We start from the raw sequence: 24634 nt of genomic DNA, 5'->3' as shown, positions 1-24634 counted from the left end.
CCCTGACAATGCAAACGCCACTACAAAAAATCCGTGAATTGCGTGCATTGCTGGATGAAGGTCTGCTCACAGAAGACGAATTCAAGCAACGCAAAGACGCTATTCTCGATAATGAGCTTGCCCCCGCTATTTCCAGACAGGCCAGCAAAGCCGCGCACGAAACTGCACAGGGTACTGACCTGGGTTTTCTGGCGGGGCAGGAAGTGGGGGGAGTTTCCAAACGCTACAGGCTGGAAAAACTCCTGGGGCAAGGCGGCATGGGCCAGGTATGGCAGGCCAGTGACCTGGCAACCCAGGCTGAGCTTGGGCATAGCGAGACAGTTGCGCTCAAGATCTTGCCACCACAGCTTACCCAAAGCGCTCTGCACGCGCGCCTGCTGGTTGAAGAAGCCTCGCTGGTGCGCAGGCTCGCGCATGAGCATATCGTCAGGGTCTATGACTGGGCACGCGACCCGGCCACCAACAGCTATTTCATCATCATGGAATATCTGGACGGGCATGATCTGGAAAACTATCTCATCAAGCACACCCGCTGCACACTCAAGCAAGTGCTGGACATGCTCAGCCCCGTGGCCGATGCACTCGATTATGCCTGGGCCAAACATAAACTCGTACACCGTGATCTGAAACCCAGTAATCTCTTGCTGACCACAGCAGGTGACATCAAACTGCTTGATTTTGGCATCTCGGCACGTTTGCGTAGCCATACCCAGGCAGGCTTGATTTCTACCAGCATGACGCCATCGCGTTCACCCTATGCGGGTACCGCAGGTTACCGTGCGCCAGAAGCTGGCAGCCACCAGCACAGCCCCGGTCTGGATGTATATGCCGTTGCTGTCATGATTTACCAGATGCTGGAAGCGGCGATGCCCTTTGGCGAATATCGCCACCCTCAGCAGCAACCCATACAACCAGCCGCACTGAATGCCGCCCAATGGCAAGTCTTGCAAAGCGGTTTTGCCATCCAGCCGGACCAGCGCCCTGCCAGTGTCCGTGCGCTACTGCAAACTCTGCAGGCTGCGGCCAAGCCACTCACCAATGCAATACCGGTCAAGGCATCTGGCAATATCAGACCACAGGCAGAAATCAAAGAATCACTGATAGAGGCCGCCGCTCGCCAGCGTGCAGAGCAAAGACGACAACGCAAGGAACTGGAAAAACAAAGGCGCGAGCAAGCCAGTGCAGCCTTGCGTGCCCTCATAGAGAGACAAAACCGCCTGCATGCCATAGAAGATGCCCAGCGCCGCCAGAAAGATGAGCAGCTAAGACAATATAAAGAACAGCAAGAGCAAAAGCGCTTACAGGAAGAGGCAATGGCAGCGGTAGCCGCTGGCCATCATGCAGATGCTCCCACCGACACCCTCATCACCTGGGAAGAAGCACAACGCTATCTGGCAGCAATCAGCCGCAATACTGGTAACGATAACGGGCAAATGCCAGGCATGACAGCCTGAATGCAAAAAGGCCCATACCGCTTATAGCGGCACAGGCCCCTGCAGCAATTCAATGTAATCGCTTAGTTTTTGACTGCAGCCAGAATCGCTTCTGCCACCGCTTTAGGCTGGGACAACATAGGCACATGGCTGGTTGGCAGCGTGGTTGTCACGGCATTGATTTTTTTGGCAAACGCCGCTTGCAAACCTGGGTCTATCATGCGGTCTTTGCTGGCGACGATGTAATAGTTTGGCTTGTTTTTCCACGCTGCGAATGTCACAGGCTCACCAAATACCTTGGCTGGCAACAGGCCTTGGGTAGTGGCCAGCACCGCCGTTTTTTCTTTTGGCACATCTTGCGCAAAGTTGGTCGCAAATGATTCCGGCGACAATTCCAGATTACCATTCGCATCAGGTTTCAGGGTCGCTATACCTGGAGGTACAGGGTAATCTTTGCCCAAGCCGCCCAGTGCCTCACCTTCAGATGGTGCAAAGGCAGCCACATACACCAGCGCCTTGATCTTGTCGCTGACACCAGCCTGTGTGATCACCGCGCCACCCCATGAGTGGCCTACCAATACTACTTTGCCAGTCTGTGCATCGACTACACGCTGTACGGCAGCTACATCATCAGCCAGTGAAGACAAGGGGTTTTGCACGGCGACGACTTTCACGCCTTTCGCCTGCAGGTAAGGTGTGACCTGGTTCCAGCTTGAGCCATCGGCGAAAGCGCCGTGGACCAGGACTACCGTGGTGTCATTGCCTGAGGCAGCCAATGCATGGCCCGGCAAGCTAGCAGCAGAGGAAAGGGCAACAGACAAGATCAATGCAGTTTTGCTTATGTTTTTCATGATGAGCTTTCAAAGAAAATTTAAAAACAGATAAATTAGTTAGCGCGCTAAGTATTTGAATGGCATTTCCTGTCTTTTGCGCTTTGCCATGCCGAGAATAATAGCGTGCTAATAATTAGCGCGCAAGTTAATTTTAAATATTTTTATTGCAGCTTGCTTTTAATTTAACTGTCGAGGTGGCTACTCAGTTTGTTCAGGCCGGCCATGAGTTGCTGGAAATCAGACAACTGCAAGTCGCAGGCAGCGGCAATTTTCTGGCTGATACGCACACCGGCAGCACGCAGTTTATTACCTTCGTCCGTCAGCGTCAGCACCCGGTTACGCTCATCTTTTGGGTCGCGGTTACGCAGCAGATATCCCTCTGCTTCCAGCCGTTTGACCACAGGTGTGATCGAACCAGAATCCTGTCCGAGCCGCGTTGCCAGATCGCGTATCCCCAAACCTTCTTCTTCCCACAGTACCACCATGACCAGGTATTGCGGATAAGTCAGATTCAACTCAGCCAGCAGCGGCTTGTACAACTGCGTCATCTTCAGGGACGTGGAGTACAGGTTGAAACACAGATGGTCTGCGAGCAGGGGTGGTTTGCGGGTGGTCATAGATAATCAAATTTTGGTATGGCACTAGCCTAGCGCACTTTGGGATTGGTCGCAAATGTGAAGGCGTTGGCGGGTTTGTAGGTTGGGTCGGGCCTCGCTAGGCTACGATTCACCAGCCCAACACTGGGCCTTTAATAAACGTATGCGTTATTTGAAGCTAAGTGTTGGGCTGATGACCCGTAGCCCAACCTACGACGAAGGCTCATCTACGTTATTTTTTATCTCGCCCACCAACTCCCGCATCTGCAAATGCAATTCATCTTCCCACTCCACCTTCAACTGCTGTTTGGCCCGCAGATAATGATCGGTGAACACATCGAGATACATCTCCAGTGCCTGCGCCGCCGCAGTTTCACCCGCGAGCCCCAGGCACAAAGCCGCGACTTCAGACGTACACAAATGATCATCCCGCCGTGAACGGCGCAAACGGTAACGAGATAACTGTTCCGGCAACAGGCTCAACACTGGAAACTGCGCCAGGTAAGGGCTTTTCTTGAATATCTTGCGTGCTTCTGGCCAGGTTGCATCCAGCAGAATAAACAGCGGGCGCTTGTGACTATTCTGCTCTGTATCTACAGGTGGTAATTCTGTAATCACCCGCTCTGGTGCCACAAATTCACCAGGGAAGACCACGTAAGGCTGCCATTGCGGGTCTGCCAGCACTGCCAGTAAAGCCGGGTCAACTTCAGTGCGTGCCCAGCCAAAAGCCATGGTATCGGGCACCACGTCGGCGATCAGCCAGCCGGTGTTACTGGGTTTTAACGTCTCGTGCTCAGCCATCAGCAGGCAGACTCCGGCGCGAGTTGGCAAGATGGGGCGTAATTTGCACATGCAATGGCTGAGTATCAGCCTGCAGCCACTACAACGTTCACCCTTGGGGCCGCCACGTGCCAGAAATGGCCTGGTACTACGCTCAAGACGGGATGAGCGCAAACGGGACACAGCATGGGGTGGATGGGTCGGATGTGACAATGGTGACGGCTTCATCAGGGATGCAAATCAAGGTCGACAGGCATGGCACCATGCGTGTTTGAAAAACAGGCAGGCAATATTCTGGGATACTAAAGGATAGCGCAACACGCGCTGATAGCCAGCGAACCAGCCAGCTAAAAGAAAAAGGTGCAAGCCCATAGACTGCACCTTGCTACATCTGCATGAAAGCAATCAGCGGTAAAACGCCTCAACCACACCCTTAACCTTGATCATCAAAGGATTGCCCTTGCGGTCACGTGCCTTGCCAGCAGCAACGCTGACCCAGCCTTCGCTGATGCAATATTCTTCAACATCATTGCGCTCTTTACCATTGAGCTTGATGCCGACATCGTGTTCAAACACGGCGGCGACATGGTAAGGGCTACGGGGATCAACCGACAGGCGATCCGGTAATGGGGGGTATTGTGTAGTATCGTTCATAGCCACAATTATCCCTTAGAACGGCAGGGGATTCAATGGCTTGGCAGCATGACTCTTTTACCTGTATCCGCTAATATGATAAAGGCAATTTTACGAAGCTGACTTTGCTTCAGCAGTTTTGCTTTGCCAGACCGTGTTCATCTCATCGAAAGTGCATGTTGATAGTAAAAACAAATTGATTCAATAAATTAAATTAAGTTTACCTATAACATTTCCATCTCTACAATCAATCAGGTAGCAAAACTCATCTCACCTTTGTGATGAATGAGTTTGAACGTCACCCAAAGGAGATAATGATGTCAAACGATGCAAAATGCCCATTCTCAGGTAGTGCCAGTGCACGCTTAACCGCTGTAGCTAGCACCCCCGGCAACGCAGGCTGGTGGCCAAACCAATTAAACCTCAAAGTCCTCCACCAGCATTCCCCTTCGTCCAATCCTATGGAAAAGGATTTCAATTACGCCAAAGCCTTCAAGACCCTGGATTTGGATGCAGTGATCAAAGACCTTAATGCCCTGATGACAGACTCTCAGGACTGGTGGCCGGCAGATTACGGTCATTACGGCCCTTTCTTCATCCGCATGGCCTGGCATAGCGCAGGTACCTACCGCACTGCCGATGGCCGCGGTGGCGCAGGTGCAGGTGCACAACGTTTTGCACCACTCAATAGCTGGCCTGACAATGGCAATCTCGACAAGGCCCGCCGCCTGCTATGGCCCATCAAGCAAAAATACGGCAACAAACTGTCCTGGGCTGATCTGATGATCTTGGCTGGCAACGTTGCCCTTGATTCCATGGGCTTCAAGACCTTTGGTTTTGCCGGTGGTCGCCCTGATGTGTGGGAACCGCAGGACGACATCTACTGGGGTTCAGAAGGCAAATGGCTCGATGACCAGCGCTACACCGGTGACCGCGAACTCGAAAAATCCCTCGCCGCCGTACAAATGGGCCTGATCTACGTCAACCCTGAAGGCCCGAATGGCAAGCCAGACCCGCTGGCATCTGCACGCGACATCCGCGAAACCTTTGCCCGCATGGCCATGAACGATGAAGAAACCGTCGCCCTCGTCGCAGGCGGCCACACCTTCGGCAAAGCCCACGGTGCAGGCGACCCAGCCCATGTCGGTGCAGAACCAGAAGGCGGCAGCATAGAAGAACAAGGCCTGGGCTGGACCAATAGTTTTGGTACAGGCATAGGTGTGCACACCACCACTAGCGGCATAGAAGGCGCATGGACGCCAACGCCCACGAAATGGGACAACAGCTATTTCGAAACCCTGTTCGGCTACGAATGGCAACTGACCAAGAGCCCGGCTGGTGCCCATCAATGGACGCCGACAGACCCGGCTGCCAAGACCACCGTGCCAGATGCGCATGACCCATCCTTGCGCCACGCCCCCATGATGACCACCGCAGACCTGGCCCTGCGTGCAGACCCGGCGTATGAAAAAATCTCCCGCCGCTTCCTGCAAAACCCGCAAGAACTGGCAGATGCCTTCGCCCGCGCCTGGTTCAAACTGACGCACCGCGACATGGGCCCAGTCGCCAGCTATCTCGGCCCGCTGGTACCAAAAGAAGAATTGATCTGGCAAGATCCTGTTCCGGTTGTTGATCATGTGCTGGTGGATGACAAAGACATTGCTCAACTCAAAGCCAAACTGCTGGCATCCGGCCTGTCGATATCGCAACTGGTGAACACTGCCTGGGCATCCGCCTCCACCTTCCGTGGCAGCGACAAGCGCGGCGGTGCCAACGGTGCACGTATACGCCTGGCGCCACAAAAAGACTGGGAAGCCAACCAGCCAGCAGAACTGGTCAAGGTACTGGCAAAACTGGAAGCCATACAGGCAGAGTTCAACACCGCGCAATCTGATGGCAAAAAAATTGCGCTGGCTGACTTGATTGTTTTAGGTGGGAGCGCCGCCATCGAAGCCGCAGCCAAAAAAGCCGGGCAAGATATCAGCGTGCCATTTACTCCAGGCCGCACAGATGCCAGCCAGGAGCAAACAGATGTTGAATCTTTCAGCGTACTAGAACCCCTGGCAGATGGTTTCCGCAATTACCTGCGCAAAGGTCTTGAAGAGTCAGCAGCAGCCCTGCTTATCGACAAGGCACAACTGCTGAACCTGAGCGCACCAGAAATGACAGCGCTGGTCGGCGGCCTGCGCGCACTCGATGGCAAATCTGTACTCAGCAAACATGCAGAGACACTCAACAACGACTTCTTCGTCAACCTGCTGGACATGAGAACCAAATGGCAAAAATCCGGCACTGACGGCCAACTCGAAGGCCGCGACAGAAAAACTGGTGAATTGAAATGGACAGCCAGCGTGGTCGATCTCGTCTTTGGCTCAAACTCGCAGTTGCGGGCACTCGCAGAAGTTTATGCCAGCAGCGATGCGCAGCAGGTTTTTGTGCGCGATTTTGTGAGGGCGTGGGTTAAGGTCATGAATGCGGACAGGTTTGATTTGCTATAAATTTGCTATAAATTTGATATCAGTCAGACTCATCCATGCTCCCGCAGGGCATGGTTTAATGGTGAACAGTTCCCTCCCCCCTTCAAAGGGGGAGGGTTCAGTTAATCAAAGCTAACTGTTTGCAATAGAACGCCATCCCCACCAATATCCGTACTATAAATTTCGTTCATCACAGAGCAATCAGCCAGGTAAATAGAAGCCATTTCATTTAAAAATCCCCTGCCTTTATTACTGAAATTTAATCACCAATCTCATGAATAAAAGATGGATTGTTTCACCAATCCATATCTACCATACTGCCATTTCCAATCCCCCTTTCACAGGAAAACCGAAATGTCAGCAACTACAAACGAATTCAAAGACCAGGTCATCGTCATCACTGGCGGCTCCTCCGGCATAGGCCTGGCCAGCGCCCAGTCTTTTATCAACGCCGGTGCCAAACGTGTGTATATCACTGGCCGTTCAACAGCCAAGCTTGAACAAGCGCGCGAAATCCTCGGCAGCAAGGCAATTCCGGTGACGGCAGATGCTGCGAGCATCAGTGACCTGCAAGCCCTGCATGACAAAATTGCCGCCAGTGGTGAGCAGATTGATGTGCTGTTCGCCAATGCCGGCATCGCCATCCACAACCAGTTTGGCAGTACGACAGAGGCTGAATTTGCCACGACCTTTGACACCAATGTCAAAGGTCTGTTCTTCACCGTGCAAAGCCTGTTGCCCTTGATGAAGCCTGCTTCTTCTATCGTCCTGAATGCTTCTATCGCTGCCAGCAAGGGCATGCCCAATCTGAGTCTCTACAATGCCTCAAAAGCCGCAGTGCGTTCATTTGCGCGTAGCTGGGCGAATGATCTCAAGGACAGGAAGATACGCGTGAATGTCGTCAGCCCCGGCGTCACCAGGACACCGATCATGGAAAATGGTTTGAACATGAAAGAAGCAGACATCGCCAACTTCTCTGCCTATCTGGTTGATGCCGCACCGGCAGGCCGCATGGCGAGGCCGGAGGAAATCGCGGCTGCCGTACTGTTTCTCGCATCAGCAACAGCCAGCTATGTCAATGGTGTGGAACTGGTAGCAGATGGCGGGCTGATCCAGGTTTGATGCCTGCACGGATATGCAGGTAAGATAGCTGCTCTTACACTCCCAGATCAACATCATGGTTACCTGCTATCTGCGTTACATCATTGACCCTGCCAAACTGAAAGAGTTTGAACATTACGGCAAACTCTGGATACCGCTGGTCAACAAATTTGGCGGCCAGCACCACGGTTATTTCCTGCCTTCTGAAGGTGCGAATAATGTGGCGCTGGCACTGTTCAGCTTCCCCAGCCTGGCGGCATATGAACAATACCGCATACAGATGATGGATGATGCAGAATGCCAGGCAGCGTTCAGATATGCTGAAGAACACAAGTGCATCGTCAGCTATGAAAGAAGTTTTTTCAGGCCGGTAATGAGCTAATAGTGAGCTAGTCCAGACTCCCCATCAGGTTCGCCATGAAGACCACCAGAACGATGGGCAGCCAGGTAAGCAGCATTAACACCGCAGTACTGATCGCGGTGAATTTACCGCGTTTTTCTGGCGGCACTTCAAGCAAGACAGGTGAGCCCAGATACAGCAGGTAAATGCTGTAGATACTGGCCAGAAAATTGATCGCGAGCATCGCGATCAGATTTTCTGTGACTCTGTCATTGCGAAAGAAAGGCAGTATGTGCAGCGACCTGACGATCAGCAGCGGCACTATGCTAAAGATGCTCAGCTTCAATGCCTGTGGCAAGCTATACGAACCGCCAAGCCTGCGGCTCAGGCCTTGCATGATGCGGGCAATGATATAGATGAATACCAGGCCCATGCCATAAGCACGTACAGTCGTCACGATGAGCATGCGCAGGTAATCACGTGACAGGGTTTCAATCTCTGTTGCGGGGCCAAAATGCCTGAGCAGCAATGCAGATACCAGACCCAGCACAAGAAAGAAAGCCGTCACGGGTACAACAGTCAGCACGAATACATGCTGGCTGCTGCGGCTATCTTGTGCAATTCTTTGCCACTCTTGCCTGGGCTCTGTCAATACATGATACACACTGCGTGCCAGGTTCATTTTTTGTCCTGATCAAGTCCGGGAAGTATGCTCACTTGTTTTTTTCCACATCCAGAAAGCGCCAGTCACCGCGCAAGATGGGGTGTGTCTTGTAACCCTTGACCCAGGGTTGTATGAGCCAGTTGCGCACGCGCCAGAGTTCCATGCTGTGCACGGTGTCGGCTTCGAGGATACGTTCCATGGTGTTGAATAACTTGATACGTTCTGGCCCGTTGGGCATCAGGCGCGCCTTGTCATAGGCGGCATCGAATGCATCGGATTTGTAGCAACCATGATTGCCGCGGTAAGCATTTTTGCCATAATACAGTTCCATGAAATCGATGCCGTCAGGGATGTCGGCGATGTACCCCATGCCAAACATCATGAGCTTGCACTGGTAAGCTGATTTCAGGTTATCAGCAAAACCGGCAACCGGAAATTCTGCGCGTATGCCTATCTTGTCGAGCGAACGCTTCCAGACTTCCATGCGGGCATAGTCCTTGGTCTTGGGGGCAGAATGGATGCGCAGTTTCAGTGGCGAACCATCGGGCATGGTACGGAAGCCATCTTCACCGCGCTTATAGCCAAACTTGTCGAGCAGCTTGTTGGCGAGTTTGGGGTCGTAGGCATTGCTGTTGCGGTAGCTGGTGTCATGTCCTGTCACATCTGGCGGCACCATGGACTGGGCCTTGATGGCTTGCCCGAACCAGACCTGGTCTATCTCTTCCTGATGGTTGAAGGACAGGGCAATCGCGCGGCGCAGGGCAATTTTATCCTTGCTGTAACCACCAACCGTCGGGTCCTGGAAATTGAAGAAGGTGCGGGTCACACCAGGATCAACAGTGCGGTACAGTCGCAAGCCCTTGGCGGCAAATTCTGGCTTGAGCTTGCCCTGGTCCAGCAATTTGACCGAAGCTGCCGGTACCAGCATTTCAAAATCGAGCTGGCCAGAATCAAAGGCCAGCCAGCGTGATTGTTCTTCTTCTATGATGGCAATCTCTACCCGACCGACCTGGGGCATTTGTTTGCCCTTCATGTCCTTGATGATTTGTTTGTCCCAGTCCGTGCCTGTGCCTTGAAAATCCCAGACAAAACCACGGTATTCAGGATTGGCTTCGAGTATGATTTTACTGCGTGGTACATATTGCTTGAGCATATAGGCACCTGTGCCTACCGGGTGCTGGTTCACTGCTTCGCCATAGTGCTCAACCACTTCACGCGCCACCGCGCCACCCAGGGGTTTGGCGAGATAGTAAATCAGGCCGGGGTGTTGCGCCTTCATGCGCAGGATCAGGGTATAGGGATCTGGTGTTTCCAGTCCGGCAATTGCTTTGTCATAGTCAAACTTGCCGGTTTTTTTGGCAGCAGCAATCAGTTCATCGAGACCAACGATCTTGCCTTCGAGTATGCTGGCGTGCACTGAATGATTATTTGGATCAACCAGCCGCTTGAAGGTATAGGCGTAGTCACTGGCCTGCAATTCGCGGCGCTGCCCCTTGAATGCCGGATCAGGAGAAAAATAAATCCCCTTTTTCAAACGGAAAGTCAGGGTCTTGCCATCATCACTGATGGCGGGCATGGCCTCTATGGTATTCGGCACCAGTTTGGCCGGACGGGCGAGATAATCATAAGTGACCAGGCCCTCAAAAATCGCATCCGAGGCCCAGTTGGAATACGCACTGTTGGTGCGCATGGCATCAAAGCCATCGTCGGCAGCTTCAAAGGACAGATGCAAGACCTTGTTCGGATCAGCCGCCGCCATTGCAGGCAGACTCAGGCTGCAGAGCAATGCCGTCAGCACAGCAGTCAGGGAAGATTTCATCTCAGGACGCGGAAAAGAATAAAGCCAGCAGCATAACAGCTAAAGTCTGCAGTTAAAACCAGCAAATAAGACCCTCATTTAACGCATGGACAAACCATATTTGCGCATAATCCTGTCCATCTCGCCGGTTTCTTGTAAAAACTGTATTGCACTATTGATCTGTTCGAGCTTCCACGGTGATTTATGCGACAGCGCGCACTGGGTCTGCACTACCGAAAACGGGGTCTTGGAGACTTTGTAAAGGCTGCGTTTTTCCGGGAAGTTTTTGAAGTACCCTTCTATCTCGCCATCTGAACTGACGAAGGCATCGGCGCCACCAAGGGCAAGCAAACGGAACATGCCGGGTACATCGGTCAAATCAACTCGCTTGATTTTGCCTTCTGCCAGTTGACTGGCGATTTGCGGATAATGGTAGCCAAGTTGCAAGACCAGCTTTTTGCCTTCGAGTTGCTGTGGCAGCATTTCCAGGCTGGCCTTATCTGCCATGACGACCACTCTTTCTACCTGCGGAAAGGTAGCGATTGTCCAGCCGACTTCCTTGGGCAGATCAAACCAGCCGGGGCTGGAATAACACATGATGTCGGCATCGCCCTGTATGACCACGCTCTCTATGCGCCGGCGCGAATAAGGAGCATACAAAGCCTGTGTAGAAAGTTTTTTTGCCAGTTGGTCAGTAAAATCTTTTTGCAGGCCACCGACCAGTTGGTGATTTTTGTCAAAAATATTGAGGGGGTAATCGAGGTTTTCATAGACTGCCACACGTAATTGCGGCAGTTGTGGCTGCTGTGGCTGCGGTGATTCAGCTGCGAAACTCACCAAAGTAAAGACGCAGCACAAGACCAGACCAGCCAGTCCACTGGCAGCGGTGCTACAACTTGCGCGCTGTCTTTTCATATTGGCATCCAGCCCGATGAATATGGTCACATTACATGACTACATGGGCGCAAACCCACGTGCGCCCTGCAAACCGCCGGTATGAACAGCAATTACCCTGGCATTTTTTGCGAGATATCCATCATGCCACAACTCGCGTAAAGCAAACATCATTTTGCCTGTATATACCGGTTCCAGCGCAATACCAGTCTCTCGTTGAAACTCATGGCAAAAGGGCGTCAGCGCCGGGCTGGTCTTGCCATAGCCGCCATGATGATATTCAGTCAACAATTCATAATTCTGGTAATCAGGGTAACCCGCCTGCATCAGCAAGCGGCTGATTTCTGTGCGCAAGTAGTCACCCTTGCTGATGGCCGCAATGCCTATGACTTTGCAGCGTCCAGCCAGGCCCGCCAGCAAACCTGCGAGCGTCGCCCCGGTGCCACACGCCACCAGCAGGTAATCGGGGATGAAGGGTAGTTCGGGGATTAACTCTGCTACACCACGCAAGGCCAGCGGCGCACTCCCTCCCTCAGGTAACCAAAGCGCATCCGCTGCACCTGGCCCCACATGCTTGCGCCAGGCAGAATCGTCGTCCCTTAATTCACGGTAGGCCTCACGGTTCACAAACTGTAGCTGCATGCCCAGCGCCCTGACATCATCCAGCATGGCGCTGTGCATGCCCTCTGCCCCGCGTATCAGCGCTGTAGCAGGCAGACCCAGTATCTTTGCCGCATGGGCCAGTGCATGAATATGGTTGGACCAGATGCCGCCCATGGAAACCACGTGAGCGGTCTGCCCCTGCAAGGCTTGCAGGGGATATTTCAATTTACGAAACTTGTTGCCTGATACCTGAGGGTGCAGCATGTCGTCGCGTTTCATCCACAAATCCATGCCAGGAAAAAGCTGGCTGATAACTTGTTGACAAGGGGAAGTCTGGTTCGTGAATAACATCGTGGCAGAAATACGGCTGGCAATGGTAAAGTGCCATTGTAGCGTCTGGTGCCATTCGCTGGACGCAGACATAGTGCATAGCCGGAGAGTACATGCCACCAGATTTTAATCAGCCCTTGTTAGAGGCAAGGCAACAAATTGATCAATTGATCAAGCAAATCAAAAACGAAGGCCAGCAGGAAAACCTCTTGCCGACGCTGGAAACCGTGCTGACCCAGCTAGACAGCATGACCAGGACCGATCATCTGACCGGCGCCCTGAACCGTCGCGCCCTGATGGTCAAGCTGGATGGCGAACTGGCGCGCTCCTTCCGTACTGGTCATACATTTACTCTGGCAGCCATCGCTATTGATAATCTGGAACAGATACTCGAACAACATGGCCAGGCAGTCGCTCGCCAGGTCTTGCAGCAAGTCGCCAAAGAAGCCCTGACCATGCTGCGCACACTGGATTCATTTGGCCGTGTCGCCGCCAATGAATTTGCGATCGTCATGCCAACTACCTGGCTGGAAGCCAGTCTCAAGGCCATCGCCCGCCTGAAGTTGCGTATTGCTGAAGTCGATTGGGAGTCCATCTCCCCCGGCCTGAAAGTGACTTTTGCCACTGGCTTGACGACAAATGCTCACAAGGACAGTGCCGACAGCATGCTCAAGCGCGTCAATAGCGCCCTGCAGACAGCCCGCAGCAAGGGCGCGGACAGCATCGTGGAAATTGAGCCACCTTTGCCTGATTACGACCCGAATGCGGAAGATTAAGGGAACTTGTTAAGGTATTTGCAGACCAAGTAGTGCCAGCAGGCACCAAACCGATGTATCTGTCTGAGCTTGGCTGGCCCTAAGCACACAAAAAAATATTCGGGGAACATCATGAGAACACCGCAGTTGCGACAGGCCCTGCCTGCGCTATCCATCATGCTGGGCGCAATCCTGACCAGCATCGCTACACCAGCACTTGCCTTGAGCAGCAACGTTACCAACACCAGCGCCAGCACCAGCAGCAGTACAGCCACTGACGACAAGGCTGACGCTGCCAGGTTGCGTGCCGAGTACATCCGTAAAAACTATGCCAAGTTTGAATACCGCATCCCCATGCGCGACGGCAAACTCTTGTTCACATCCGTGTATGTACCGAACGATGCCAGCGCCAGCAAGCGTTATCCCATCCTGATGAGCCGCACGCCTTATTCGGTCGGGCCCTATGGCAGCGATCAATACAAAACCATGCTGGGGCCAACTGCCGAGTATGAAAAAGATGGCTTTATCTTTGTCTATCAGGATGTGCGCGGCACCTATATGTCGGAAGGCGAGTTCGTCAACATGCGCCCGCATATAGACGACAAAAAGTCCAAAACCGATGTCGATGAAAGCAGCGATACCTATGACAGCATAGAGTGGATGATCAAACACCTGCCAAACAATAATGGCAAGGTCGGCCAATGGGGTAATTCTTACCCTGGCTTTTATACTTCCGCTGGTGCCATCGACAGCCACCCGGCATTGAAAGCGGTGTCGCCGCAGGCACCAATTGCTGACTGGTTCCGTGGTGACGACATGCACAGAAATGGCGCTTTCAACCTGCAGATGGCCTTTGGCTTCTTCCACAGTTTTGGCCAGCCACGTCCGCAGCCCACCACAGGTGCAGGCTGGAAGAATTTTAATTTTGGCACACCGGATGGCTACCAGTTTTTCCTGGACCTGGGTTCGGTCGCCAATGCGAATAGTCGTTACTTCAAGAACGGCATCCCTTTCTGGAACGATATCACGGCACATCCGAACTATGACAACTTCTGGCAAAGCCGCAATATCCTGCCGCACCTGAAAAACATCAAGGCCGCTGTCCTGACCGTGGGTGGCTGGTATGACACAGAAGACTTGTATGGTCCCCTGAATACCTACAAGGCCATAGAAAAACAAAACCCCGGCATACAAAACACTATCGTCATCGGCCCATGGACGCATGGTGGCTGGTTCCGTAGTGATGGCGACAAAGTCGGCGATGCCAATTTTGGCTACAAGACGGTGCAGACTTATCAGCCTGTGGAATTTGCCTTCTTCAAGCATTATCTGAAAACTGGCGACAAGCCCACGCTGGCTGAAGCCTGGATGTTTGAAACCGGCGCCAACCGCTGGCGCGGTTTTGACGCCTGGCCACCGAAAGAGAGCAAGGACAAGGCCTTATACTTCCACGCGAATGGCAAGCTGAGCTTTAGCGCACCGGCAAATCAGGATGCACAATTTGCGGAATACATCAGCGACCCGGCCAAACCTGTGCCCTATACCACCGAGATAGAAACGCGCTGGAGCAAGCAATACATAGCCGCCGACCAGCGCTTTGCCACCAGCCGCCCGGATGTAGTGAGCTGGCAAAGTGAAGTGCTGGAAAAAGACGTGACACTGGCTGGCCCGTTGAGTGCAGACTTATTTGTCAGTGTCACCGGCAGTGATGCAGACTTTGTCGTCAAGCTCATTGATGTCAATCCCGCCAACCTGGAAATTGATGCGCAAACCAATCGTGGTAACCAGCAAACCCTGGTACGCGGCGAACCTTTCCGCGCCCGTTTCCGCGATGGTTTTGAAACAGCCAAACCCATGGTACCGAACCAGATGACCAAGGTGAAATTTGCCATCAATGATGTCTTCCATACTTTCCAGCGCGGCCACCGCATCATGGTGCAGGTGCAGTCCAGCTGGTTCCCCTTCATAGACCGTAACCCGCAATCCTTTGTGCCTAACATCTATGAAGCCAAGGATAGTGACTTCATCAAGGCGACGCATAAGGTGTATTTCGGCAGCCAGCAACCAAGTGCCCTGCATGTCAAGGTCTTGCCAGCACTGGACGAATAAAAAAAAGCCGCTGGCCCATATAGAGTCAGCGGCATTTTTTAAGGTCAATCTTTAAGCTGGTTTTTGAGCTGGCTGGAACACCACCAGCCAGGTCGCCAGGACCACACCTGCGCAGCCTATGACGGTATTCATGGTGATATGTTCATTGAGGAACAGATAGCCCCACAGCAAGGCAAACAGCGGGATCAGGAAAGTCACCGTCAAAGCCTTGGTTGGCCCCAGGTCTGCCATCAGACGGAAGTAAATCAGGTAAGCCACTGCACTGCATAACAAAGCAAGTGCCACGGCCACCATCGCAATAGTTGCGGTGATTTCACCCTGCACTGGTGCCAGCGGCAGGAACGGCATCAACACAAATGCAGCTCCCACTTGCGAACCCGTTGCCATTTGCATGGGTGTGATGCCAGTGAGTTTTTTCTTGGTATAGATACCGACTATCGCATAGCACAAGGTCGCACCCACACAGGCCAGCACTGCCAGCACCAGCTTGCTGTTGAATTCTACCGGTCCCAGGCGCACCAGGAAGGCCACGCCGAGCACGCCTATCGCCATACCGGCCATCTTGCGCAATGTCAGCCGTTCACCAAGGAATGCCGCACCCATCACCGCACCCCAGAGTGGACTGGTAGCATTCACGATAGCCGAATAACCAGCAGGTATGCTCAGTGCCGCATAAGAATACAAAGCAAATGGCAGGGCTGAATTAATCGTGCCGAGGATTAAAAATGACTTCCAGTTTGTACGGAAGTTCATCGCCCGATTAGTCACATACATCATGGTCAACAAGGCGATGCCAGCCAACCCTACCCTGACCTCAGCGCTCCACAATACCCCGACCACGGGTGCCAGTACCCGCATGAACAGGAAAGACGCACCCCAGATCGCTGCCAGGGAAATCAAACGTAATAAATCAGCACTGCGCATTAAGCACTCCATGAGTATCCAGACCAGGACAGCAGCTTAACAAACTAAGTGAAAAGCTGCTGGCAGCTTTCGGACATGGGAGAAATAAGTATTGAAACTGAATAGCTGGCTGTGAATGATGCTACATGCTTACCAATGTTTTACTTTGCCAGACCCATGTTCACATTGGGGATACCGACGGTATTCGGATAAAGCTTGTGTACCAGTTCTGTTGTATAGGCAAACCTGTCTACAGGATTTGACATGGACCATTGCGTAGTATTAGTTTTCCTGCCGATATCTACTTGTGCAGTGGCAAAAAAATCACCAACATAATAGGCCTTGCCAGGCTTAAATACGAGATTGCGTATGGGGTTACGGAAACTTCTGACGTCCCTGACATTACCGTCTGCATCTGTGTACACGATTTCATCGATATCGCAGGTGGATGGTTTTATCTTGATGACATGCACAGGATTTTCAAGATAAAAACGCAGCAGGTATTTACTGCCATCCTGACACTTGAGGTTCAACCCCATGCTGATATATCCATCCGCAGAAATCAGCATTTTTTCAGTCTTGATCTGAAAACTGCCATATATAAAACTATCCGTTTCGGTCAGTTTTTCATCCGGCTTCAAGCGTGGAGTGTAATTGGCACAGGCGACCAGGGACAATGCGGGTAATAGCAGCGCGAGGGTGTTTTTTATTTTCATGGGGGAGATAAAAGTACAGGATACATAATGGCAACAAACGATACAGGGTTTCATGCTGGCTTGCAAAAAATCCTGGCACGATGATTTGAACTGACTTGATACATTCCGGTACTGACGAGGTTTTTGCAGATGATAAACTTTCAAAACTTTTCTACACGCTATACAGAAAGTTTTCCATGGCAACTGCAAACCCCACTTCCCTGATGATAGGTGCCGCTGTTGGCGCCTTCATCGTCTGGCGTGTCATTTCGCGCGTACGGCGCATGGTGGGCAGGCAGAAATATTCTGGTGTGCGTGCCATGATGACAGTAGTTATTTTCCCTGTCCTGATAGCGCTGGTGGCTTTAGGCGCCATGAAACATGAGGGCAACCTGCTGTTCATGCTGGCAGGCTTGATCGTTGGCAGTGGCCTGGGCATGTATGGCTTGCGCCTGACGAAGTTTGATAACAGCCCTGCCGGGAAATTCTATACGCCGAATGCTCACCTGGGCATAGCACTGTCATTGTTGATGATAGGCCGCATCGCCTGGCGCATGGGCAGCATTTATTTCACTACGCAATCTTTCGCCGCGCCACCTGGTGACTTTTCCAGCAGCCCACTGACTCTGTTCCTGTTTGGTATGCTCGCCGCTTATTACATCAGTTATGCGGTTGGCCTGTTGCGCTGGTCGCGTGGCTTGCAAAAACCAGCGGCAGTGGTACCACCGATTGCTGCCGATGTCATTGAAAGCACTGATCAACCTGTATGAGCACTGGTATTAACCAGCTAAGGGCAGGCCAAAAAACTGCACAGTATTTTTTCTGATTTGCTGTGCCAGTGTCACGGGCGATATCCGCAAAATAGCAGCGACTGCTTCCAGCACAACCGGCAAGTGCATGGGCTCATTGCGGTTATCTTGCGGGCGTACCGGCAGATTGCGCGGCAATAAAAACGGCGCATCTGTTTCTATCATGAGCTTGTCTTTGGGCAAAAATTTGACCGCCTTGCGCAAATCATCGCCACGCCTTTCATCACAGATCCAGCCAGTAATACCGATGTGGCAATCGAGGTCAAGATAGGCACGCAATTCTTCAGTATTACCAGTAAAGCAGTGCACCACTGCACCTTTGAGTTGTGGACGGTATCGCCTCAACAGGGCAAAGAAATCCTCGTGGGCGTCACGCTCATGCAGGAACACCGGTTTTTGCAAATCTACGGCCAATTGCAATTGCGCTTCAAAGCAGGCGCGTTGTTGTACTTCCGTCGAGAACATACGGTTATAGTCGAGACCGCATTCACCAATGGCCACCACAGTGTCGCTGGCCGCAAGTTTTTCTATGGTTTTTGCACACTGGGCATTCCAGTTCTTTGCTTCATGCGGATGCACGCCTGCGGTGCTGCTTAAATAACCGGAATAAGTTTGTGTCAGCGCATGCGCATCATGGCTGGCACGCTCAGACGTGCCGGTGACAATGATGTGTTCTACACCTGCCTGCCTTGCGCGTGAAATTACGGTATCAAGGTCAGTATGAAAACGATGGTTGCTAAGGTTCGCACCGATATCTATCAGTGCAGGTTTTTGTAGCATGGTATAAATTTCCTGTTGTTTTTATTATTTGGATTACTAGCCGCTCAGTAAATAATACAGATAAAACTGAGGGTATTCAGAAGCAGAAACTGCGAGGGAATAGTCTGGATAGGTCCAAATCTTATTTTTAAAAAGATGACGCTGGTTTCAACGTCAGCGCCATCTTAATGCGGCTTGAACGAAAACATCAAGCTTTTCGTTTTTTGATTGTGGTTTTTTGTAAATCAGAAACTCTTACTGCGCAATGGAATGGTTGAGATGGAGATAGGGTTCCAGCGTCAATTCATTGAGGTGAATTGACCGAAACCCATCCCCACCCTAGCCCTCCCCTTGAAGGGGAGGGAACTTGGCTATCATCTTTTGTTGCAGAAATTAATTCATACTGCTGCGTAACCAAGCAAGGCAACAACCCCAAATTCGCTTTAATAGCTACCCGCCTACATGGGTTTGAAGCGCCATGCATACGCCTGACTGACCTTGAGCTTTTCCTGCAAACCCCGTAACTCCACCGTGTACTTGCCCAGCTCATCCCTGTGCGCCCGGGTAATCGCATCAGCACGCACTACGGTGCCGCGGTGTACTTGCCAGAAGATATCAGGATCAAGACCATCCATGATTTCTTTCAAGGGCTTGCGTACATGGGCTTCATCATCGGCACAGACTACACGGGTGTATTTTTCATCTGAACTGAAGAACAGGATTTTTTCTACCGGGAACATCTTGATGGTGTCGCCCACGCTGGCACTGATCCAGCGTATGCGTTCTGCCGTTGTATTCTTCAGGCGCTTGTCGAGTTCAGACATGAGCTGGCTGACATCTGCCACTGGTTGTTTGCTGGCGATGCGCTCTTTTAATCTGGTGACTGCTTCCTGCAACCTGATTTCAGACACAGGCTTGAGCAGATAATCAACGGCACCGGCGGCAAAGGCATCCAGTGCATGGCTGTCGTAAGCTGTGGTGAAGACGGCATGGCAGCGTCCTTTGACGGCATGGGCCACATCCAGGCCAGTCATGCCGGGCATGCGTATGTCCAGAAAAGCGATATCCGGTTCTTCCTGGTGTATGGCTTCCAGTGCTTCGGCACCGTGTTCGCATTCAGCCAGTATCTCCAGTTCTGGCCAGACTTTATTGAGCATGCGGCGTAGTTCTTTGCGCGGTAAATCTTCGTCGTCGGCGATGATGGCTGTGGTCATGTGTTTACTTTCTTTATTTTTATCAGGCTTCCAGAGGCAGCAATATGGTCGCTGCAACGCCGCCTTCGGCTCTGGCTTTCAACACCAGGCTGGCGCGTATTCCATAGGTGGACTCCAGCCTTTCGTGGATATTTGCCAGGCCTATGCCAGTGCCAGAACTGCTACATGAAAAGCCAACGCCATTGTCGGCGACTGTCAGTTCCAGCATGTCTTCGCCATAACGATCTATCTTCCTCGCATGGACTGCGATATGCACCGCACCTATCTTGGGTTCCACGCCATGTTTGACAGCATTCTCTACCAGCGAAATCAGCATCAGTGGTGGCAGTGCGGCATCTGTCACATCACTATCAACGCTATAACTGAGGCGCGGTATGCGCGCTTGCATGAGGCCCAGATAAGCGCTGGCGGCTTCCAGTTGCTGCCTGAGCCTGGCCTGGGCAGAACTGCCGTCATTGCGCATTTGCGGTATGGTGGCACGCAGGTAATCGACAAGGTGATCAACGATGGCAGTGGCTCTTTCAGGTTCCGTCAGGATGGCGGAGCGCACACCGGCCAGGGTATTGAACAGGAAGTGCGGTTCTACCTGCGCAGCCAGCACCGACAAGCGCAATTCTGCTTCACGGCGTGCCTCTTGGGCGAGCGTGAGTTCACGCTGGCGCAGAACTTCCAGCAGGCGTTTTTTCTGGCGGAAGAAATACCAGAGATCAATCGCGCCTGCAATATAGATGACGAGGCCAAACCCCATCACAAAGGAAAATCCCTGTACCAGCATTTTCAAGGCAGGTGCCTGCTCAATCTTGCTGACGCTCTTTTCCTTGTCACTTTCTTCGGCCGGGCGGACAGTCACCCCAGAAGGTGGTTTGGCAGTTGCCGGTGATTGCACGCTGGTAGCAGTAATGCTGCCGCCTACCGCGAACTGCATTTCATCGCCACCATAAGCAAGGTATTTGGTAGCATTAGTAGTTCCCAAAATGATGCCATAACTGATACCTGCCCCTACCAGCAAGGCCAGCGTAAGTAAAATGGCTTCTTTCTTGCTGGCATATGCCTGGTTCCTGACCCATACTGCCATTGCAGGCCCGATCAGATGCAGGGCTGTGCCACCGATGGTCAGGGGAACAAAAGCCACTGCCAGTTTGCGCAGATCTGTATCTGCTACCAGACCTGTCGCGATGACCAGCAAGTCAACAATGATGAACACGCCTATCCATGCCTGCGCCCGGTAACGGAACCAGGTACGTGAAAACACTGGGTAGTTGCGGGCACGGGTCAGCCAAGTCTCGCTCCTTGCAGTCACTTCGGATGGCAATAACTGTTCTGAAGTATGTAAAGCTGTGCGCATAGGATTGGTAGCTGACATGGCGTTTCCTTATATGGTTGTAGCTAGTCTAAGGAAAGTCGTAAAGAGAAAGGAAGAATGCGATAAAACTGGCTGGCAGTCGATGAAATGCGATTTTGCAGCGACGAATTATTCCGCCGCCGTTTCGCCGCCAGCTTCCGGAGTCGCTTCCGCCGTGCCTGCTCTTTGCTGTTTGGCAATGCGTATGATGGTATTGCGTATGGAGGTCAGCACGGCAACGGAATTGAAAGGTTTGACGATGAAGCCGTGGACACCGCGCTCCTGGGCCGTCTGCAATACGGTCGCATCGATTTTTGATGACACCAGGAATAGTAACGCTTTGGGCAAGTCTGCCTTGATCTTGTCGAGCAAGGCCAGGCCTTCTGCATCGGTTTCGCCTATATCGACACAAACGATCTGCGGCTTGAGCTTGATCACGCGGGCCAGGCTGGCAGGTGCCAGGTTGGCATCCCCTACCACATCATGCCCTCCATTCACCAGAACGGAGGACAACAAATTGCGCGCAACAGCATTGGCATCCAGAATGACGGCTTTTAGCATGGCTAGATGTAGAAAAAGATTCAATTTGCATATTAATGCAAAACTTTAAGTTCATGTAAAAAAGGCGGCAGATATGTAGAACTCATTTCATCAATAGGAATGAGATGCGTTTGTCTCATAACCTGTGCTGGTAAGGCGGACGAGGCTGTCAAGAGTGTTGCTAAATGGCAACGTGAAAATTGTCAACACCTGCGCGCCAGCACAGCTTATGAAACAAACCCTTCGGGAACTGGCGATTTGGGTGCATTGCTGCGCGCAGTTTGTTACCTTGCTCTTGCTAAGGCGGACGCCTTAGCAAGAGGCCGCGCCGTGCACTGCATCCCAAATCACCTTGTTCGCACTCACCCCTATTGATGAAATGAGTTCTGATCTACCGCCTTTTACATTATTTCCCCGTCCGCTTAATCTCTTGTGCTATCCGGTTTGGCATTCTTGACATACATCTCCAGCCAGCGGTCCTGTTCCCACAGCATGTGCAATATCGATTCGCGGGCGCGGTAGCTGTGGCTTTCATTTGGCAGCATCGACAGCCTGGTAGCCCCGCCCAGCCCCTGTATGGCCTGATACATGCGTTCGCTTTGCATGGGGAAGGTGCCAGAATTATTGTCTTGCTCGCCATGGATGAACAGGATGGGGTCTTTGAACTGGTTGGCAAAATTGAAGGGCGACATTTCCTGATAAACCTTGTTGGCTTTCCAGTAATTCCTGTCCTCGGACTGAAAGCCAAAAGGGGTCAGGCTGCGGTTATAAGCACCCGAACGGGCAATCCCAGCGCGGAAAAAGCGCGTGTGCGCGAGCAAATTGGCGGTCATGAAAGCGCCATAGCTATGACCACCGATGGCGATACGGTTGCGGTCTCCCACGCCCAGACGCACGACTTCATCAACGGCGGCTTCGGCATCCATCTTCAGTTGTTCAAGATAGGTATCGTTTGGTTCTTTCTTGCCTTCACCGATGATGGGCATGGTAGGCCCATCCAGCACGACATAGCCACGGGCCAGCATGGGTAGCGGGCCGTTATAGGAAATGCGGTTGAACTTGTATTGTGACCCTATCACCTGCCCGGCCGCTTCTGCCGATTTGAATTCACGTGGGTAAGCCCACATCAGCACAGGGCGCGGACCATCACGCTTGGGATCATAGCCAGGTGGCAGGTACAGGGTGGCGGTCAGATCTACCCCATCTTCACGTTCATAACGGATTTGCTGTTTCTTGATACCCTTGAACTGCGGCATGGGGTGCGGGAATTGCGTCAGCGCGCGCGGTGCCGCACTGGCCTGCAAGTCATAGAAATAGAAATTCGGCCTTTCTTCGACTGACTCACGGCTGGTGATAAAGCTGTTGCCCTTGTCATTCAGCAATGCCAGTATCTCTTCATAATAAGGAGCTTGTGAGCGCCACAGACGGGTGATCTGTTTATTGGTCAGGTCAAATTTATCGAGGAAGGGCCGGTCACCCTCGGCACTGGCACCCGTGCCGGTAAAGAAGATGGCCTTGCCGTCAGGGCTGATGCGCAAGACCAGGCGGCCCTGGGCATTCTGGGTCATGACCGGGTTGCCAGGATTGCTGTACTGGTCTTCTGACTTGCGGGCAAACATGAGCTCAGGCTTGCTGTCCGGCACGCCTGGCTGTATGCGCCAGGTGCGGGTATCGCGGGTCTTGCCCCAGTTCTCGGTGACCACAGCAAGATAATCATTGCCCCACTGCACATTGCCAAAACGCCAGCCGAGGTCCATGATTTTTTGTGCAGGAGTGTCAAACGGGGCTGCCTGCTGGAACAGGGCATCATGGATCTTGCTATTTACTTCAGGGTCGCCACCCGCCTGCGCTTCCAGCCAGTACAGAGTCGCAGGTTTGTCGGTGCGCCAGCCAAAATCACGCGGGCCAGCCTGCACGGCATCATTGCCTGTGGGGATGCGTTCACGTAGCGGGCGCTCAGCCACGGTCTTGACTTTTTTGCCCTGGATATCCCAGAGCTCAATCAACTGGCCAAAACGATCTACCGGCAGCATGGTGGAGTAGGGGCGGCGCAATTGCGTGGTCAGGATCAGCTTGCCATCCGGTGAAGCCAGGGACTTGATCAGGGTCATGGGGCGTGAGATACGGCGCACTTCGCCGTTCAGGTTGACGATACCGAGTTGCGTCTGCAAATACCAGTCGAGGGTGTCGCTATCCCGCGCTGTCTTCAACATGTCGGGATAAATGCGGTTTTGCAGCGCCTTGCCACCTTTGGTCTCTTGCATATTCGGCCCTGCTGGCACTGCAGGCAAGGGTGGCAATTCCTTTTGATGTAATGGTGTCAGCCTGACCAGTATTTTTTCTGAACCTTCTATCCAGGAAAAACCGGGGCCTGTTACGGCATTCAGTTTGTCGGCCATCAGGCGACGTGCCGTGCCTTTTTTGATATCAAGCAACCACAATTCGACACCGCCATCTACCCACAGGCTGAAAGCCAGCCACTGTTCATCGGGTGACCAGGCAGTTTCTGCGATCTTGAGTTTGGCTGGCAAACCTTTAACTTCACGCGCTTTACCGGTTGCGACATCGAGCAAACTCATGCCATTGCCAAAATCAAAATGGCTGGCGGCACGGGTACGTGGGTTGATGCGCAAACCCGCGAGGCGCAACTCTGGCTGCGAGACATCGGCAATACCGGGCAGGCCAGGCAGGGTCAGCAGCAATGCTGTCTTGCGTTGCGGCCCCAGGCGGAACAGTGGCCCCCTGGGTGCATCGACGACAGCCTGTAATTCTGCCGGTGGCAGCTGGTAGCCGGACTCTGCTACATTGCCAGCCTGGATCTGGTAACTTGCCGACGCTGACAGAGCGAGTGCAGCGGCGACGAACAAGGGTTTGATACGTATCATTAACAGAGCATCCCGATGTACAACTTGACAATAATTTCAGGGCTAATTTGATAATTTTTTGTGCCCTATAAAAAACTAACGCCCCTTATTTGCAACTAAGGGGCGGAGTTTTTTATTGCATTGTAAGCGCTTTACAGGCTT

Annotated in this window: 22 protein-coding genes; 7 read left to right on the top strand and 15 right to left on the bottom strand. The window is 52.5% G+C overall.

Annotated features, from left to right (window positions below):
• The first annotated feature begins 8 nt into the window (after positions 1-8).
• Positions 9-1454, top strand: coding sequence for a protein kinase domain-containing protein (locus tag ACO0LI_RS02665; RefSeq protein WP_423030648.1), 1446 nt, complete (start codon positions 9-11; stop codon positions 1452-1454).
• A 62-nt stretch (positions 1455-1516) separates the two neighbouring features.
• Here the strand turns inward: ACO0LI_RS02665 and ACO0LI_RS02660 are convergent, their stop codons facing one another.
• From ACO0LI_RS02660 to ACO0LI_RS02645, 4 genes are all read right to left on the bottom strand, one after another.
• Positions 1517-2284: an alpha/beta fold hydrolase gene (locus ACO0LI_RS02660; RefSeq protein WP_423030646.1), complete on the bottom strand. Its 768-nt coding sequence runs from the start codon at positions 2282-2284 to the stop codon at positions 1517-1519.
• A 164-nt stretch (positions 2285-2448) separates the two neighbouring features.
• Entirely contained in the window at positions 2449-2883 is a 435-nt protein-coding gene (locus ACO0LI_RS02655; protein WP_422952510.1) for a MarR family winged helix-turn-helix transcriptional regulator, read from the bottom strand.
• A gap of 189 nt (positions 2884-3072) precedes the next feature.
• On the bottom strand, positions 3073-3870 hold the full coding sequence (locus tag ACO0LI_RS02650; RefSeq protein ID WP_423030644.1) for a tRNA-uridine aminocarboxypropyltransferase: 798 nt from the start codon (positions 3868-3870) through the stop codon (positions 3073-3075).
• 177 nt (positions 3871-4047) lie between these two features.
• Positions 4048-4296: a DUF3297 family protein gene (locus ACO0LI_RS02645; protein WP_422952512.1), complete on the bottom strand. Its 249-nt coding sequence runs from the start codon at positions 4294-4296 to the stop codon at positions 4048-4050.
• Positions 4297-4592: 296 nt separating this feature from the next.
• Between ACO0LI_RS02645 and katG the strand changes: the two genes are divergently transcribed.
• From katG to ACO0LI_RS02630, 3 genes are all read left to right on the top strand, one after another.
• Positions 4593-6773 (top strand): catalase/peroxidase HPI, encoded by a 2181-nt coding sequence (gene katG, locus ACO0LI_RS02640; protein WP_423030642.1) that lies wholly within the window; start codon positions 4593-4595, stop codon positions 6771-6773.
• Positions 6774-7106: 333 nt separating this feature from the next.
• Positions 7107-7874 carry an SDR family oxidoreductase gene (locus ACO0LI_RS02635; protein ID WP_423030640.1) on the top strand — a complete coding sequence of 256 codons (768 nt, stop codon included), beginning with the start codon at positions 7107-7109 and terminating at the stop codon, positions 7872-7874.
• Positions 7875-7929: 55 nt separating this feature from the next.
• Positions 7930-8235, top strand: a complete 306-nt coding sequence (locus ACO0LI_RS02630; protein WP_423030638.1) for an NIPSNAP family protein — start codon at positions 7930-7932, stop codon at positions 8233-8235.
• A gap of 7 nt (positions 8236-8242) precedes the next feature.
• Here ACO0LI_RS02630 and ACO0LI_RS02625 read toward each other — a convergent pair whose 3' ends face one another.
• The 4 genes from ACO0LI_RS02625 to ACO0LI_RS02610 all read right to left on the bottom strand — a co-directional run bounded on the left by ACO0LI_RS02625 (position 8243) and on the right by ACO0LI_RS02610 (position 12575).
• On the bottom strand, positions 8243-8875 hold the full coding sequence (locus ACO0LI_RS02625) for a Yip1 family protein (RefSeq protein WP_423030636.1): 633 nt from the start codon (positions 8873-8875) through the stop codon (positions 8243-8245).
• 31 nt (positions 8876-8906) lie between these two features.
• Positions 8907-10676 carry an ABC transporter substrate-binding protein gene (locus ACO0LI_RS02620; protein ID WP_423030634.1) on the bottom strand — a complete coding sequence of 590 codons (1770 nt, stop codon included), beginning with the start codon at positions 10674-10676 and terminating at the stop codon, positions 8907-8909.
• Between the two features lie 78 nt (positions 10677-10754).
• Positions 10755-11570: a substrate-binding periplasmic protein gene (locus ACO0LI_RS02615; protein ID WP_423030632.1), complete on the bottom strand. Its 816-nt coding sequence runs from the start codon at positions 11568-11570 to the stop codon at positions 10755-10757.
• A 39-nt stretch (positions 11571-11609) separates the two neighbouring features.
• The gene (locus ACO0LI_RS02610) at positions 11610-12575 is read right to left on the bottom strand and encodes a 1-aminocyclopropane-1-carboxylate deaminase/D-cysteine desulfhydrase (protein ID WP_423030630.1); all 966 of its coding nucleotides are present in this window, start codon (positions 12573-12575) and stop codon (positions 11610-11612) included.
• Positions 12576-12595: 20 nt separating this feature from the next.
• Between ACO0LI_RS02610 and ACO0LI_RS02605 the strand changes: the two genes are divergently transcribed.
• Both ACO0LI_RS02605 and ACO0LI_RS02600 read left to right on the top strand, forming a co-directional pair.
• Positions 12596-13258 (top strand): GGDEF domain-containing protein, encoded by a 663-nt coding sequence (locus ACO0LI_RS02605; protein ID WP_422952520.1) that lies wholly within the window; start codon positions 12596-12598, stop codon positions 13256-13258.
• Positions 13259-13369: 111 nt separating this feature from the next.
• Positions 13370-15346: a CocE/NonD family hydrolase gene (locus tag ACO0LI_RS02600; RefSeq protein WP_423030628.1), complete on the top strand. Its 1977-nt coding sequence runs from the start codon at positions 13370-13372 to the stop codon at positions 15344-15346.
• A gap of 51 nt (positions 15347-15397) precedes the next feature.
• Here ACO0LI_RS02600 and ACO0LI_RS02595 read toward each other — a convergent pair whose 3' ends face one another.
• Positions 15398-16270 (bottom strand): DMT family transporter, encoded by an 873-nt coding sequence (locus tag ACO0LI_RS02595; RefSeq protein ID WP_422952522.1) that lies wholly within the window; start codon positions 16268-16270, stop codon positions 15398-15400.
• 140 nt (positions 16271-16410) lie between these two features.
• Positions 16411-16965, bottom strand: a complete 555-nt coding sequence (locus tag ACO0LI_RS02590; RefSeq protein WP_423030626.1) for a hypothetical protein — start codon at positions 16963-16965, stop codon at positions 16411-16413.
• 176 nt (positions 16966-17141) lie between these two features.
• Between ACO0LI_RS02590 and ACO0LI_RS02585 the strand changes: the two genes are divergently transcribed.
• Positions 17142-17714, top strand: a complete 573-nt coding sequence (locus ACO0LI_RS02585; RefSeq protein ID WP_423030624.1) for a hypothetical protein — start codon at positions 17142-17144, stop codon at positions 17712-17714.
• A 9-nt stretch (positions 17715-17723) separates the two neighbouring features.
• On the opposite strand, the gene ACO0LI_RS02580 is transcribed toward ACO0LI_RS02585, so the two are convergent.
• The 5 genes from ACO0LI_RS02580 to ACO0LI_RS02560 form a co-directional block, all read right to left on the bottom strand.
• Positions 17724-18533 (bottom strand): TatD family hydrolase, encoded by an 810-nt coding sequence (locus ACO0LI_RS02580; RefSeq protein WP_423030622.1) that lies wholly within the window; start codon positions 18531-18533, stop codon positions 17724-17726.
• Positions 18534-18970: 437 nt separating this feature from the next.
• A complete protein-coding gene (locus ACO0LI_RS02575; RefSeq protein ID WP_162044253.1) occupies positions 18971-19726 on the bottom strand; it encodes a LytR/AlgR family response regulator transcription factor in 756 nt (251 codons plus the stop codon).
• 22 nt (positions 19727-19748) lie between these two features.
• Positions 19749-21089 (bottom strand): sensor histidine kinase, encoded by a 1341-nt coding sequence (locus ACO0LI_RS02570; protein ID WP_423030620.1) that lies wholly within the window; start codon positions 21087-21089, stop codon positions 19749-19751.
• A gap of 108 nt (positions 21090-21197) precedes the next feature.
• Positions 21198-21629, bottom strand: coding sequence for an ANTAR domain-containing response regulator (locus ACO0LI_RS02565; RefSeq protein WP_423030618.1), 432 nt, complete (start codon positions 21627-21629; stop codon positions 21198-21200).
• 401 nt (positions 21630-22030) lie between these two features.
• Positions 22031-24493: a prolyl oligopeptidase family serine peptidase gene (locus ACO0LI_RS02560; RefSeq protein WP_423030616.1), complete on the bottom strand. Its 2463-nt coding sequence runs from the start codon at positions 24491-24493 to the stop codon at positions 22031-22033.
• Between the last annotated feature and the right edge of the window lie 141 nt (positions 24494-24634).

Source organism: Undibacterium sp. Tian12W (assembly GCF_049339405.1).
Classification (GTDB): Bacteria; Pseudomonadota; Gammaproteobacteria; order Burkholderiales; family Burkholderiaceae_D; genus Undibacterium.
This window is presented reverse-complemented; position numbering and strand designations above follow the sequence as displayed.